The sequence below is a fragment of the Pseudomonas sp. SMN11 genome, assembly GCF_052041945.1.
Classification (GTDB): Bacteria; Pseudomonadota; Gammaproteobacteria; order Pseudomonadales; family Pseudomonadaceae; genus Aquipseudomonas.
This window is the reverse complement of sequence record NZ_JBKGGW010000024.1, coordinates 49,938-64,258: the sequence shown is the minus strand read 5'-3', so window position 1 is coordinate 64,258 and position 14,321 is coordinate 49,938. Positions and strand designations below refer to the sequence as shown.

Here is a 14,321-nt window from a genome sequence, read left to right as displayed (position 1 = left end):
TTGGAGGGGAAATGCCCGGTAAACCGCCCTTACAATTAGCCTGGAGTCCAGTACATGCATCCGCGCATCCTTGAGGTCACCCAGCGGCTGATCGAACGCAGCCGTGCCACCCGCGAACGCTACCTTCAGCTGATTCGTGGCGCGGCCAGTGACGGGCCCATGCGTGCCAGCCTGCAATGCGCCAACTTCGCCCATGGCGTGGCCGGTTGCGGTGCCGAGGACAAGCAGACCCTGCGGTTGATGAACGCGGCCAACGTCGCCATCGTCTCGTCCTATAACGACATGCTCTCGGCGCACCAGCCGTACCTGCATTTCCCTGACCAGATCAAGCAGGCCCTGCGCGAGGTCGGCTCGGTCGGCCAGTTCGCCGGTGGCGTGCCGGCCATGTGCGACGGCGTGACTCAAGGCGAGCCGGGTATGGAACTGGCCATCGCCAGCCGTGAAGTGATCGCCATGTCCACAGCAGTAGCGCTTTCGCACAACATGTTCGATGCTGCGCTGATGCTCGGCATCTGCGACAAGATCGTCCCCGGCTTGATGATGGGTGCACTGCGCTTCGGCCACCTGCCGACCATCTTCGTGCCGGGCGGGCCGATGGTTTCCGGTATTTCCAACAAGCAGAAGGCGGACGTGCGCCAGCGCTATGCCGAAGGCAAGGCCAGCCGCGAGGAGCTGCTGGAATCGGAAATGAAGTCCTACCACAGCCCCGGCACCTGCACCTTCTACGGCACCGCCAACACCAACCAGCTGGTGATGGAAGTCATGGGCCTGCACTTGCCTGGCGCCTCGTTCGTGAACCCGTACACCCCGCTGCGCGATGCCCTGACCGCCGAGGCGGCGCAACAGGTCACGCGCATGACCAAGGCCAGTGGCAGCTTCATGCCGCTGGGCGAGATCGTCGACGAGAAAGCGCTGGTCAACTCCATCGTTGCCTTGCACGCCACCGGCGGCTCGACCAACCATACCTTGCACATCCCGGCCATCGCCCAGGCGGCCGGCATCCAGCTGACCTGGCAGGACATGGCCGACTTGTCCGAGGTGGTACCGACCCTGTCCCACGTCTACCCCAACGGCAAGGCTGACATCAACCACTTCCAGGCCGCTGGCGGCATGGCATTCCTGATCCGTGAACTGCTCGATGCCGGCCTGCTGCACGAAGGCGTCAACACCGTGGCCGGCCACGGCCTGCGCCGCTACACCCAGGAGCCGTTCCTCGACAACGGCAAGCTGGTGTGGCGTGAAGGCCCTCAGCAGAGCCTGGACGAGAGCATCCTGCGCCCGGTGGCACGGCCGTTCTCGGCCGAGGGTGGCCTGCGGGTGATGGAAGGCAACCTGGGCCGTGGCGTGATGAAGGTTTCTGCAGTGGCGCTTGAGCATCAGGTGGTCGAAGCGCCGGCACGGGTATTCCATGACCAGCAGTCGCTGGCCGATGCCTTCAAGGCCGGTGAACTGGAGTGCGATTTCGTTGCCGTGGTGCGCTTCCAGGGCCCGCGCTGCAACGGTATGCCCGAGCTGCACAAGCTGACGCCATTCCTCGGCGTGCTGCAGGACCGTGGCTACAAGGTTGCCTTGGTGACCGACGGGCGCATGTCGGGTGCCTCGGGCAAGATCCCGGCGGCCATTCACGTTTGCCCCGAGGCGTTCGATGGTGGCCCGCTGGCACGCGTGCGCGATGGTGATATCGTGCGGGTCGATGGTGTCGAAGGCACGCTGCGGGTGATGGTGTCGGCAGAAGAGCTGGCCAGCCGTGACCTGCCGCCCGCGCCCCAGGGCAACGACCTGGGCTGCGGCCGTGAGCTGTTCGGCTTCATGCGCATGGCGTTCAGCCCGGCAGAGCAGGGCGCGAGCGCCTTCACTTCGGCCCTGGAGAACCTCAAATGAAGGACCTGCTGGTTGGCGACATCGGTGGCACCAATGCCCGCTTTGCGTTGTGGCGTGACAACCAGCTGTACCAGGTGAAGGTCTTCGCCACGGCGGACTACACCAGCCCGGAGCAGGCCATCGAAACCTATCTGCAAAGCCACGGCATTGCCCGTGGCGGCCTCGCGGCAGTGTGCCTGGCGGTGGCCGGGCCGGTGGATGGCGATGAGTTCCGCTTCACCAACAACCACTGGCGGCTCAGCCACAAGGCGTTCTGCCAGACCTTGCAGGTCGAGCGGCTGCTGCTGATCAACGACTTTTCTGCCCAGGCCCTGGGCATGACTCGCCTTCAACCCGGTGAGTATCGTGAGGTCTGCGCAGGCCAGGCGGACCCGGCGCGGCCCGCGCTGGTGATCGGCCCGGGCACTGGCCTGGGCGTCGGCAGCCTGTTGCGCCTGGGCGAGCAGCACTGGCAGGCGCTGCCGGGTGAAGGCGGGCATGTCGACCTGCCGGTGGGCAATGCCCGCGAAGCAGCGATCCATCAGCAGATGCACAGCCAGATCGGCCACGTCAGCGCGGAGACCGTGCTGAGCGGCGGTGGCCTGGTGCGCTTGTATCAGGCACTGTGCGCACTGGATGGCGACATGCCCCGACACACAACGCCTGCGCAGATCACCGATGCGGCGCTGGGCGGCGAGCCACGGGCGCTGGCGGTGATCGAGCAGTTCTGCCGCTTCCTTGGGCGCGTGGCCGGTAACAATGTGCTGACCCTGGGCGCACGCGGCGGGGTCTATATTGTCGGCGGCGTGATCCCACGCTTTGCCGAGCTGTTCCTGCGCAGCGGATTTGCCGCCAGCTTTGCCGACAAGGGCTGCATGAGTGGTTACTTCACGGGTGTGCCGGTGTGGCTGGTAACAGCGGAATTTTCTGGACTGCTGGGGGCAGGGGTGGCATTACAGCAGGCGCTGGAACACTGACTGGGGCCGCTTTGCGCCCCTTCGCGACACAAGGCCGCTCCTACAGAACGGCGCGATCCCTGTAGGAGCGGCCTTGTGTCGCGAAAGGGGCGCGAAGCGGCCCCAATAGCAGGCGACGAAGACCTGTGACAAAACACGAGGGCGGGATACCTTGAGCACTGCCGGAAAGTCCATCCTGATGGTCGATGACGATCAGGAAATTCGTGAACTGCTGCAAACCTACCTGAGCCGTGCCGGCTTCCAGGTCCACGCCGAAGCCGATGGCCAAGGTTTTCGCCACGCATTGGAAAACACCCCCTGCGACCTGGTGATCCTCGACGTCATGCTGCCCGACGAAGACGGCTTCAGCCTGTGCCGCTGGGTGCGCCAGCACCCGCGCCAGTCACGGGTACCGATCATCATGCTGACCGCCAGCTCCGATGAAGCCGACCGCGTCATCGGCCTGGAGCTGGGCGCCGATGACTATTTGGGCAAACCGTTCAGTCCACGTGAACTGCAAGCGCGGATCAAGGCCCTGCTGCGCCGCAGTGAGTTCGGCCAGGTCGCACCTGTCAGTGCCGTGCTGGCTTTTGACGACTGGCGCCTGGATACCATCAGCCATCGCCTGTTCCACCGCGATGGTGAAGAGGTGATTCTGTCCGGTGCCGACTTTGCCTTACTCAAGCTGTTTCTCGACCACCCTCAACAGATCCTCGACCGCGACACCATCGGCAACGCGACCCGCGGCCGCGAGCCGATGCCGCTGGACCGCATCGTCGACATGGCGGTCAGCCGCCTGCGTCAGCGCCTGCGCGACACCGAAAAGCCGCCGCGGCTGATCCGCACCGTGCGTGGCAGTGGTTACCTGCTGGCTGCCCATGTCTGCTGCGCTTCCTGAGCGGCGCTGGCGCCTGCTGCCGCGCTCGCTGTTGGGGCGCATGCTGCTGCTGACCTTGCTCGTGGTGCTGTTGGCCCAGGGCCTGTCGAGCCTGATCTGGGTCGCCCAGCTGCGTGCCAGCCAGTTGCAGGGCCTGCGTGCCAGTGCCGGCAGCCTGGCCCATTCCATGAGCGCCAGCGTCAGCTACTTCCGCTCGCTGCCGGTGGCCTATCGGCCGATGGTGCTCGATCAGTTGCGCAGCATGGGCGGCACGCGCTTTTTCGTGTCGCTCAACGACAAGCCGCTGGACATGCCGGTGTTGCCCATCACGCCACGCAAGCAGGCGGTGATCGACGTATTCCAGGGCGTGCTGCACGAGCGGCTCGGCGAGCAGATGGAGATCTCCGTCGAGTTCGTCGCCCCCGATGACCTGCGCATCTTCAACAGCGGCCTGAAGCTTGATGAGCTGCCGCGCTCGTGGGCGCATTACTCGTTGACCCTGGAGCCGCTGAACCCGCCGGTGCTGGTGACCCAGATCCGCCTGGACCGGGGTGAATGGCTGTACGTCGCCTCCTTGCTGCCCGAACCCTACACCAGCCTCGAAACCGAACGCCTGCCGCGCCAGCAGATCGGCTTCATCGTCCTCACCACCGTCTTGCTGCTGCTGTTCATCGGCTTGCTGGTGCACTGGCAGAGCTGGCCGCTCAAGCGCCTGGCCCGCGCCGCGCGTGAACTTTCATTGGGCGCCGATGTGGCGCCTGTGGCCGAAGGCGGCGGCAGCGAGGTGGTAGAAGTGGGGCGAGCATTCAACAGCATGCGTGAGCGCATCAGCCGTTACCTGACCGAGCGCTCGCAGTTGTTCAGCGCCATTTCCCATGACCTGCGCACGCCGATCACGCGCTTGCGCCTGCGCGTGGAGCTGCTCGAGAACGAGCGGCTGCAGGCCAAGTTCAGCCAGGACCTCGACGAGCTGGAGCTGCTGGTCAAAGGGGCTCTGCAATGCGTGAAGGACACCGACATCCACGAGAACATCGAGCCGATCGACCTCAACCAGGTGCTGGAGATTCTCGCCGAGCCGTATCTGGGTGACGGTCGCGTCACCGTCGAAGGGCAAGCCGTGTCACCGTACCCGGGCAAGCCACTGGCCCTGCGCCGTTGTATCGGCAACCTGATCGATAATGCCATCAAGTATGGCAAGCGGGCACACCTGCGGATCATCGACAGTGCCGAGGGCTTCGTGCTGCAGGTGGATGACCAGGGCCCCGGCGTGCCGCAACAGCAGATGGAGCAAGTGTTCGAGCCGCATTTTCGCCTGGCCGGCAAGCAGCAGGGCTATGGGCTCGGGCTGGGTATCGCACGTAACATCGCCCACAGTCACGGCGGCGAGGTGAGCCTGCTCAACCTGCGCGAAGGCGGTTTGCGGGTGACGCTGTATCTGCCAAGAGGCGCGGATTGAGGCGTGTCACCGACTGGTGACACAACCACAGTCCTTCGTGACATCCCGGCCAGGACGGCTGGCTAGACTTCGCAGACGACTGGCAAGGAACGCGCAGGCCCATGAAGCACATCGATATCCCGTTCGGCAGCTGGCTGGATTCACCGGTTCATGCTGCCTGGCTCATGGCTGAAGGGCAGCGCCTGCTGGCCTTCGCCATGGCATCGAAGTTGCCAGACGGCTTCGGCAACCTCGATGTGTCGGGCAACCTCGCGCCGGGTGCCGCCGCCGAAACCATGAACACCGCGCGCATGACCCATTGCTTCGCCCTCGCGCACATCCAGGGTGTGCCAGGCTGCCTGTCCTACGCCGAGCATGGTGTGGCGGCCTTGCGCGGGGTATTGCGCGATGCCAGCTACGATGGCTGGTTCGCACACCCCGAAGGCCTCTACGACAGTGGCAAGGCTGCCTACCTGCATGCATTCGTCGCGCTGGCCGCCAGTTCCTCCAAGGTGGCCGGCATTGTCGGTGCTGAGCAGTTGCTGGCGGACGCCGTGGGGGTAATCGAAGCGCACTTCTGGTGCGAGCAGGAGGGTGCCCTGCGTGAAACCTTCTCCCGTGCCTGGCAGCTGCCGGAAGCGTACCGTGGCGCCAACAGCAACATGCACGCCACCGAGGCGTTCCTGGCCCTGGCCGATGCCACCGGTAACACACTGTGGCTGCAACGGGCGTTGCGCATTGCCGAGCGCATCATCCACACCCATGCCGCCGCTGACGGCCATCGGGTCATCGAGCATTTCGACGCGTTCTGGCAGCCAGTGCCGCACTACAACCTGGAGGATCCGGCCGACCATTTCCGCCCCTACGGCACAACACCCGGGCATGCCATGGAATGGGCACGCCTGCTGCTGCACCTGGAGGCCAGCCTGCACCTGGCCGGGCTACCTGTACCCGATTGGTTGCTGGCCTGCGCCCGTGGCCTGTTCGACAGCGCCTGTCGTCACGCCTGGCATGTCGATGGCGAACCAGGCTTCGTCTACACCGTGGACTGGGACAACCGGCCTGTCGTCAGGCAGCGCCTGCACTGGGTGCATGCCGAGGCAAGCGCCGCTGCCGCCGCGCTGTTGCGCAGAACCGGCGAAGCCGATTACGAGCAGTGGTACCACTGTTTCTGGGGGTTCATCGACAACCATTTCATCGATCGTGCCGGCGGCAGCTGGTACCACGAACTCGATGCGAACAATCGCCCTGCCGGAACCATCTGGCCGGGCAAGCCGGACCTGTATCACGCCTATCAGGCGGTCCTGCTGCCGGTTCTACCCTTGGCACCCAGCCTGGCGACGGCAGTTTCGCGTTATGTAACCAAACGATGACATTCGCGCATCGCTTCGTTACCTGACGAGGCGGGCGCGCTGATTAGACTCTATGCAATGCAAGCGACCGACTTGCCCCGCATAACAACAAGAAAGGTACTCCGATGAATTCGACGCTCCGTCTCGCCGCCGCGATCTCCCTCGCCTCGCTCCTGCCGCTCAGTGCCTCCGCCGCCGAATCAAAAGGCAGCGTCGAAGTGGTGCACTGGTGGACCTCCGGTGGCGAAAAAGCCGCTGTGGATGTGCTCAAGGCCCAGGTCGAGAAAGACGGCTTCACCTGGAAGGACGGCGCTGTCGCAGGTGGCGGTGGTGCCACGGCCATGACCGTGCTCAAGAGCCGTGCAGTAGCGGGCAATCCGCCTGGCGTCGCGCAGATCAAGGGGCCGGACATCCAGGACTGGGCTGCCACCGGCCTGCTCGATGCCGATGTGCTCAAGGACGTCGCCAAGGAAGAAAAGTGGGATTCGCTGCTCGACAAAAAAGTCGCCGACACCGTGAAATACGACGGTGACTATGTCGCGGTACCGGTCAACATCCATCGCATCAACTGGTTGTGGATCAACCCTGAGGTATTCAAGAAGGCCGGCATCGACAAGGCGCCGACCACCCTCGACGAATTCTACGCCGCCGCCGACAAGCTCAAGGCTGCCGGTTTCATTCCACTCGCCCATGGCGGCCAGCCCTGGCAGGACAGCACGGTCTTCGAGAGCGTGGTGTTGTCGGTAATGGGAGTGGAGGGCTACAAGAAAGCGCTGGTCGACCTGGATGAAAAAGCCCTGACCGGCCCCGAGATGGTCAAGTCGCTCGCCGAACTCAAGAAAGTCGCCACCTACATGGACCCTGACGGCAAGGGCCAGGACTGGAACCTCGAAGCGGCCAAGGTCATCAACGGCAAGGCTGGCATGCAGATCATGGGCGACTGGGCCAAGAGCGAGTGGACCCTGGCGAAGAAGACCGCCGGCAAGGATTACCAGTGCGTGCCGTTCCCCGGTACTGACAAGGCATTCCTGTACAACATCGACTCGCTGGTCGTGTTCAAGCAGAACGACAAGGGCACTGCCGCCGGGCAGCAGGACATCGCGCGTAAGGTGTTGGGCGAGGACTTCCAGAAGGTCTTCAGCATCAACAAGGGCTCGATCCCGGTGCGCAACGACATGCTTGCCGACATGGGCAAGTACGGCTTCGACGCCTGCGCCCAAACCTCCGCCAAGGACTTCCTCGCCGACGCCAAGAGCGGCGGCCTGCAGCCGAGCATGGCGCACAACATGGCCACCACGCTTGCCGTGCAGGGCGCCTTCTTCGATGTGGTGACCAACTACATCAACGACCCCAAGGCCGACCCGGCCGATGCGGCGAAGAAGCTGGCGGCGGCGATCAAGGCGGCCAAGTAAAGGCTGGCGCGATCGTTGTAGGAGCGGCCTTGTGTCGCGAAAGGGCTGCACAGCAGCCCCAATCCGGTGCGCTCGATCTGTCAGGTAGGTGATGGTTTGGAGTCCGTGGGGGCTGCTGTGCAGCCCTTTCGCGACACAAGGCCGCTCCTACAGCCAGTGTGGCAGCGCCTGAAAGGTGACCCATGACCACAGCAACCGCCCAACTGCGGGCCTCCCCCCTGGACGCGCTGCAGCGCTGGCTACCGAAACTGGTGCTGGCGCCGAGTATGTTCATCGTCCTGGTGGGCTTCTACGGCTACATCCTGTGGACCTTCGTCCTGTCCTTCACCACCTCCACCTTTCTGCCGACCTACAAGTGGGCAGGCCTGGCGCAGTACGCCCGGTTGTTCGACAACGACCGCTGGTGGGTGGCAAGCAAGAACCTGATGCTGTTCGGTGGCCTGTTCATCGCCATCAGCCTCGCCATCGGCGTGCTGCTGGCCGTGCTGCTGGACCAGCGCATCCGCCGCGAAGGCTTCATCCGCACCATTTACCTGTACCCCATGGCGCTGTCGATGATCGTCACCGGTACCGCCTGGAAGTGGCTGCTCAACCCCGGCATGGGCCTGGACAAACTGCTGCGCGACTGGGGCTGGGAGGGTTTTCGCCTGGACTGGCTGATCGACCCTGACCGCGTGGTGTACTGCCTGGTGATCGCCGCCGTGTGGCAGGCCTCGGGCTTCATCATGGCGATGTTCCTCGCCGGCCTGCGCGGGGTCGATCAGTCGATCATCCGCGCTGCACAGATCGACGGTGCCAGCCTGCCGCGCATCTACTGGACCGTGGTGCTGCCCAGCCTTCGCCCGGTGTTCTTCAGTTCGCTGATGATTCTTTCGCACATCGCCATCAAGAGCTTCGACCTGGTGGCGGCGATGACGGCCGGTGGCCCGGGCTATTCCTCCGACCTGCCGGCGATGTTCATGTATTCCTTCACTTTCAGCCGCGGCCAGATGGGCATGGGCTCGGCCAGTGCCATCCTGATGCTCGGGGCGATCCTGGCGATCCTCGTGCCGTACCTGTATTCGGAGCTGCGGAGCAAGCGCCATGCATAGCCTTTCGGAAAAACCAGCGCTGAGCCTGAACCGCATCGCGATCCATGCGGTGCTGCTGATCGCCGTGCTGTTGTACCTGGTGCCGCTGGTGGTGATGCTGCTGACCAGCTTCAAGTCCCCGGAAGACATCAGCACCGGCAACCTGCTGAGCTGGCCCGCCGTGATCACCGGCATCGGCTGGGTCAAGGCCTGGGGTACGGTCAGTGGTTACTTCTGGAACTCGATCATGATCACCGTGCCGGCGGTGCTGATCTCTACCACCATCGGTGCGCTGAATGGCTATGTGCTGTCGATGTGGCGCTTTCGCGGCTCGCAGCTGTTCTTCGGCCTGCTGCTGTTCGGTTGCTTCCTGCCGTTTCAGACCGTGTTGCTGCCGGCGTCGTTCACCCTCGGCAAGCTGGGCCTGGCCAGCACCACCAGCGGCCTGGTGCTGGTGCACGTGGTCTACGGCCTGGCCTTCACCACGCTGTTCTTCCGCAACTTCTACGTGAGCATCCCCGATGCCTTGGTCAAGGCCGCGCGCCTCGACGGTGCCGGCTTCTTCACCATCTTCCGCCGCATCATCCTGCCGATGTCGACACCGATCATCATGGTCTGCCTGATCTGGCAGTTCACCCAGATCTGGAACGACTTCCTGTTCGGCGTGGTGTTCTCCAGCGGCGATTCACAGCCGATCACCGTGGCCCTGAACAACCTGGTCAACACCAGCACCGGGGCCAAGGAATACAACGTCGACATGGCGGCGGCGATGATCGCCGGCTTGCCAACCCTGCTGGTCTACGTGGTGGCAGGCAAATATTTCGTGCGCGGGCTCACGGCCGGCGCGGTCAAGGGGTAAGTCATGGCAACGCTCGAACTTCGCAATGTGAACAAGACCTACGGCAGCGGCCTGCCAGACACCCTCAAGGACATCCAGTTGTCGATCAATGATGGCGAGTTCTTGATCCTGGTCGGCCCCTCGGGCTGCGGCAAATCTACCCTGATGAACTGCATTGCTGGCCTGGAGAACATCACCGGTGGCGCGATCCTCATCGACGGCCAGGACGTCAGCGGCATGAGCCCCAAGGATCGCGATATCGCCATGGTGTTCCAGTCCTACGCGCTGTACCCGACCATGAGCGTGCGCGAGAACATCGAATTCGGCCTGAAGATCCGCAAGATGCCGCAGGCGGCCATCGATGAAGAGGTGGCACGGGTGGCCAAGCTGCTGCAGATCGAGCACCTGCTTGCGCGTAAGCCGGCGCAGCTGTCCGGGGGGCAGCAGCAGCGCGTGGCCATGGGCCGGGCCCTGGCGCGCCGGCCAAAGATCTACCTGTTCGACGAGCCGCTGTCCAACCTCGACGCCAAGCTGCGGGTCGAGATGCGCACTGAAATGAAGCTGATGCACCAGCGCCTGAAGACCACCACGGTGTATGTCACCCACGACCAGATCGAGGCCATGACCCTGGGCGACAAGGTGGCGGTGATGAAAGACGGCATCATCCAGCAGTTCGGCACGCCACAGCAGATCTACAACGACCCTGCCAATCAGTTCGTCGCCAGCTTTATTGGTTCGCCGCCGATGAACTTCATTCCAGTGCGCCTGGCCAAGCATGACGGGCGCCTGTTGGCAGTGCTCGACAGCGGCCAGGCGCGCTGCGAACTGCCGTTGGGGCCGGCCAGCGATGACCTCGACGGCCGCGAGATCATCCTCGGCATCCGCCCCGAGCAGATCGCCCTGGGCGCAAGCGAGGGCAACGGCCTGCCCGGTATCCGCGCCGAAGTGCAGGTGACCGAGCCCACCGGCCCGGACCTTCTGGTGTTTGTCACCCTCAACCAGACCAAGGTCTGCTGCCGCCTGGCGCCGGACATTGCCTGCCGGGTAGGGGATAGCTTGAACCTGCAGTTCGACCCGGCACGGGTACTGCTGTTTGACGCCGGCAGCGGCGAACGTTTGCACCTGGCCAGCAGCAATACCGCCGTAAAGGACAACGTGGCCCACTTCAAGGGCCGCTAATTCGTCTACACCATCAATAAGAAAAAAGAGGACGCAAAGGGATGGAACAGCGCAATCGCATCAGGACCTTGGGTTCACTGGCTCTGCTTGCCGTGGTTGGCAGCAGCGGTGTGCAGGCTGCCGAGGCATTTTCCAGCGAGTCGAAATGGATGACCGGTGACTGGGGGGGTACCCGCACCGAGCTGCTGGACAAAGGCTACGACTTCACCCTCGACTATGTCGGCGAGGTGGCCGGTAACCTGCATGGCGGCTACAACGACGACAAGACCGCACGCTACAGTGACCAGTTCGCGCTTGGCGCCCACCTGGACCTGCAGAAGATCCTCGGTTGGCACGATGCCGAATTCAAGCTGGCGATCACCGAACGCAGTGGCCGCAACCTGTCCAACGACCGCATCAGCGACCCGCGCGCCGGGCAGTTCAGCTCGGTGCAGGAAGTGTGGGGCCGTGGCCAGACCTGGCGGCTGACGCAGATGTGGGTCAAGCAGAAGTACTTCGACGGCGCGCTGGACGTGAAGGTTGGCCGCTTCGGTGAAGGGGAGGACTTCAACAGCTTCCCCTGCGACTTCCAGAACCTGGCGTTCTGCGGCTCGCAGGTGGGCAACTGGGTCGGCGGCATCTGGTACAACTGGCCGGTCAGCCAGTGGGCACTGCGGGTCAAGTACAACATCACCCCGGAATTCTTCGTTCAAGTCGGCGCCTACGAGCAGAACCCGTCGAACCTGGAGACCGGCAACGGCTTCAAGCTCAGTGGCAGCGGCACAAAAGGCGCAATCCTGCCGGTCGAGATGGTCTGGTCGCCCAAGGTCAATGACCTGCCGGGTGAATACCGCCTGGGTTACTACTACAGCACGGCCAAGGCCGATGACGTGTTCGAGGACGTCAACGGCAACCCGCAGGCGGTCACTGGCCAGGACTTCAAGTCGCATTCGAGCAAGCACGGCTGGTGGGTGGTGGCGCAGCAGCAGGTCACCGCCCATGGCGGCGACATCAATCGCGGCCTGAGCCTGTTCGCCAACTTCACCGTGCACGACAAGGCCACCAACGTGGTCGACAACTACCAGCAGGTCGGTCTGGTCTACAAGGGTGCCTTTGACGCCCGGCCCAAGGACGACATCGGCTTCGGTGTGGCACGCATTCATGTGAACGATGACGTGAAGAAGCGCGCCGAGCTGCTCAATGCCCAGAGCGGTATCGACGATTACGACAACCCAGGCTTCGTGCCACTGCAGCGCACCGAGTACAACGCCGAGCTCTACTACGGCTTCCACGTCACCAACTGGCTGACCGTGCGCCCCAACCTGCAGTACATCAAGAGCCCGGGCGGTGTGGACGAAGTCGACAACGCGCTGGTCGCAGGTTTGAAGATTCAGTCGTCTTTCTAAGCGAACTTGTTGTAAATTTACGCCAATCCAAATTCGGCTCCCGGCACCCACTGGCTTGCAGTGGTTGTCGAGGATAGGCCGAGATAGCGCTATCTCAAACAACAAGAGCCTGGAACCATGCCTGAACATCCGCTACATCGCTTCTTTTCCTCGCAGCGGCCGCGGCCGACATTCGAGTGGGAGCGTTACCAGCAGCGCGATGTGCTGATCATCGACCATCCCCATTGCCAGGCGGTGTTCAGCCGCCAGGGCGCGCAACTGCTGCACTTCCAGCCGGCCGGTGAGCGGCCCTGGCTGTGGTGCGCCGAGCAATGGCCGCAGGTGGGTGCCATTCGCGGTGGTGTGCCGGTGTGCTGGCCCTGGTATGGCCGCCATCCCAGCGAAGATCTGTGGCCAGCTCATGGCTGGGCGCGCTTGCTGGACTGGAAGCTGGTGGACAGTCGCGAAGACGAGGAAGGCGTCAGCCTGAAGTGGCGGCTGGACCTGTGTGACTGGCAGGTAGACCTGCACGCCAGGCTCGGCAGCCGCATGGAACTGAGCCTGAGCACCGAGCACCAGGACAGCGAACCTTGCCAGCTGAGCCATGCGCTGCTGGCCTATTGGCGTATCAGTGACGTTTCCGAGATAGCGCTGTCTGGGCTTGAGGATATCGAAGGTTATGACCGCCTGAGTCGCCAGGCCTGCCGTGAAGACGGCGCGCTCAAGCTCAAGGGTGGCTGCCAGAAGGTCTACCCGGGCACGCCGCGGGTGCAGTTGCAGGACCCGGCCTGGGAACGGGAGCTTTGCATCGACACCGGCGACAGCGACGATACTGTGGTCTGGCACCCGGGCAATCGGCCGCTGATGGGCGTCAGTGGCCGTGAGTGCCAGGGTTTTGTCTGCGTCGAGGCGGCCAGTGGCAGTGGCGAGGGCCTGAGCCTGGCACCGGGGCAGCGTGCGCACTTGCGGCTGCAGGCGCACCGGCTCAGTTGAGTTCGTCGTCCTCGATCGGGTAGCGGCTGGCGTTGAGGCTTTCCTTGATCTTGCGCAGGTGCGGCTGGAAGTCCACACCGCGGCGCAGGGTCATGCCGGTGGCCAGCACGTCGAGCACAGTCAGCTGGATGATCCGCGACGTCATCGGCATGTAGATGTCGGTGTCCTCCGGCAGCGGGATGTGCAGGCTCAGGCTGCAGGCCTGGGCCAACGGCGAGCCGGCAGCGGTCAGGCCGAGCACCGAGGCGCCGTTTTCCCGGGCCAGCCGTGCCACTTCGACCAGCTCGCGGGTGCGCCCTGTGTAGGAGATGATCACGAACAGGTCGCCGGTGTGTGCCACCGAGGCCAGCATGCGTTGCATCAGCACATCGGCATGAGCCGATACCGCAAGGTTGAAGCGGAAGAACTTGTGCTGGGCATCGAGGGCCACCGGCGCCGAGGCGCCGAGGCCGAAGAAGTGGATCTGCCGGGCCTGGATCATCATGTCCACGGCGCGGCTGACCTGTTGTGGGTCCAGTTGCTGGCAGGCGCTGTCGAGCGAGGCGATGGCGCTGCCGAAGATCTTCTGGGTGTAGGCTGCCGGGTCGTCGTCGGCTTCCACTGCGCGGCTGACGTAAGCCGCGCCGCTGGCCAGGCTCTGCGCCAGTTGCAGCTTGAGCTCCGGGTAGCCGCTGACGCCGAACGAACGGCAGAAGCGGTTGACGGTCGGTTCGCTGACCTTGGCCGCCTGGGCCAGCGCGGCGATGCTGAAGCGGGTGGCTTGTTGCGGGTTGAGCAGGATGACTTCGGCGACTTTGCGTTCGGCCTTGTTCAGCTCGTCGAGGCGTCCCTGGATCTGTTCCAGGAGGTTTCGCACGCGGTCCATGGGTGTGTCCTTGGGTCGGGAAGACAGCCGGCTGTTGGAGCAGCAGGCTTTTTGCACGGTCGTCTATCGTACTGTCGGTGCGATTGGCGTACCACTTGTCTGTAACGCTTGTGTGTAATG

Annotated in this window: 12 protein-coding genes; 11 read left to right on the top strand and 1 reads right to left on the bottom strand. The window is 63.8% G+C overall.

Going from position 1 to position 14,321, the window contains the following annotated elements:
* Window positions 1–54 precede the first annotated feature (54 nt).
* The 11 genes from edd (at window position 55) to ACLEJU_RS19095 (ending at window position 13,336) form a co-directional block, all read left to right on the top strand.
* Entirely contained in the window at window positions 55–1,881 is a 1,827-nt protein-coding gene (gene edd, locus ACLEJU_RS19145; RefSeq protein WP_435422932.1) for a phosphogluconate dehydratase, read from the top strand.
* Entirely contained in the window at window positions 1,878–2,837 is a 960-nt protein-coding gene (locus tag ACLEJU_RS19140) for a glucokinase (RefSeq protein ID WP_435422933.1), read from the top strand. Before edd ends, ACLEJU_RS19140 begins: the two co-directional genes overlap by 4 nt.
* A gap of 151 nt (window positions 2,838–2,988) precedes the next feature.
* On the top strand, window positions 2,989–3,714 hold the full coding sequence (gltR, locus tag ACLEJU_RS19135) for a two-component system response regulator GltR (protein ID WP_435422934.1): 726 nt from the start codon (window positions 2,989–2,991) through the stop codon (window positions 3,712–3,714).
* Entirely contained in the window at window positions 3,695–5,149 is a 1,455-nt protein-coding gene (locus tag ACLEJU_RS19130) for an ATP-binding protein (RefSeq protein WP_435422935.1), read from the top strand. The genes gltR and ACLEJU_RS19130 overlap by 20 nt, the downstream gene beginning before the upstream one ends.
* A gap of 101 nt (window positions 5,150–5,250) precedes the next feature.
* Entirely contained in the window at window positions 5,251–6,501 is a 1,251-nt protein-coding gene (locus ACLEJU_RS19125; protein WP_435422936.1) for a D-mannose isomerase, read from the top strand.
* Window positions 6,502–6,605: 104 nt separating this feature from the next.
* Window positions 6,606–7,892, top strand: a complete 1,287-nt coding sequence (locus tag ACLEJU_RS19120) for an ABC transporter substrate-binding protein (RefSeq protein ID WP_435422937.1) — start codon at window positions 6,606–6,608, stop codon at window positions 7,890–7,892.
* Between the two features lie 182 nt (window positions 7,893–8,074).
* Window positions 8,075–8,983, top strand: a complete 909-nt coding sequence (locus tag ACLEJU_RS19115; protein WP_294337684.1) for a carbohydrate ABC transporter permease — start codon at window positions 8,075–8,077, stop codon at window positions 8,981–8,983.
* Window positions 8,976–9,821, top strand: a complete 846-nt coding sequence (locus tag ACLEJU_RS19110; RefSeq protein ID WP_435422938.1) for a carbohydrate ABC transporter permease — start codon at window positions 8,976–8,978, stop codon at window positions 9,819–9,821. Before ACLEJU_RS19115 ends, ACLEJU_RS19110 begins: the two co-directional genes overlap by 8 nt.
* A 3-nt stretch (window positions 9,822–9,824) precedes the next feature.
* Entirely contained in the window at window positions 9,825–10,979 is a 1,155-nt protein-coding gene (locus tag ACLEJU_RS19105; RefSeq protein WP_435422939.1) for an ABC transporter ATP-binding protein, read from the top strand.
* 41 nt (window positions 10,980–11,020) lie between these two features.
* A complete protein-coding gene (locus tag ACLEJU_RS19100) occupies window positions 11,021–12,364 on the top strand; it encodes a carbohydrate porin (RefSeq protein ID WP_435422940.1) in 1,344 nt (447 codons plus the stop codon).
* 117 nt (window positions 12,365–12,481) lie between these two features.
* Window positions 12,482–13,336 (top strand): D-hexose-6-phosphate mutarotase, encoded by an 855-nt coding sequence (locus ACLEJU_RS19095; protein WP_435422941.1) that lies wholly within the window; start codon window positions 12,482–12,484, stop codon window positions 13,334–13,336.
* On the opposite strand, the gene hexR is transcribed toward ACLEJU_RS19095, so the two are convergent.
* Window positions 13,329–14,192, bottom strand: a complete 864-nt coding sequence (gene hexR, locus ACLEJU_RS19090) for a DNA-binding transcriptional regulator HexR (protein WP_177326722.1) — start codon at window positions 14,190–14,192, stop codon at window positions 13,329–13,331. The two genes, ACLEJU_RS19095 and hexR, sit on opposite strands and share 8 nt — an antisense overlap.
* Window positions 14,193–14,321: the final 129 nt, after the last annotated feature.

Bases quoted from the DNA above. Each gene is read 5' to 3' on its own strand.
- edd (WP_435422932.1), top strand. From the start codon at position 55: ATGCATCCGCGCATCCTTGAGGTCACCCAGCGGCTGATCGAACGCAGC.
- ACLEJU_RS19140 (WP_435422933.1), top strand. From the start codon at position 1,878: ATGAAGGACCTGCTGGTTGGCGACATCGGTGGCACCAATGCCCGCTTT.
- ACLEJU_RS19130 (WP_435422935.1), top strand. From the start codon at position 3,695: ATGTCTGCTGCGCTTCCTGAGCGGCGCTGGCGCCTGCTGCCGCGCTCG.
- ACLEJU_RS19125 (WP_435422936.1), top strand. From the start codon at position 5,251: ATGAAGCACATCGATATCCCGTTCGGCAGCTGGCTGGATTCACCGGTT.
- ACLEJU_RS19120 (WP_435422937.1), top strand. From the start codon at position 6,606: ATGAATTCGACGCTCCGTCTCGCCGCCGCGATCTCCCTCGCCTCGCTC.
- ACLEJU_RS19115 (WP_294337684.1), top strand. From the start codon at position 8,075: ATGACCACAGCAACCGCCCAACTGCGGGCCTCCCCCCTGGACGCGCTG.
- ACLEJU_RS19110 (WP_435422938.1), top strand. From the start codon at position 8,976: ATGCATAGCCTTTCGGAAAAACCAGCGCTGAGCCTGAACCGCATCGCG.
- ACLEJU_RS19105 (WP_435422939.1), top strand. From the start codon at position 9,825: ATGGCAACGCTCGAACTTCGCAATGTGAACAAGACCTACGGCAGCGGC.
- ACLEJU_RS19100 (WP_435422940.1), top strand. From the start codon at position 11,021: ATGGAACAGCGCAATCGCATCAGGACCTTGGGTTCACTGGCTCTGCTT.
- ACLEJU_RS19095 (WP_435422941.1), top strand. From the start codon at position 12,482: ATGCCTGAACATCCGCTACATCGCTTCTTTTCCTCGCAGCGGCCGCGG.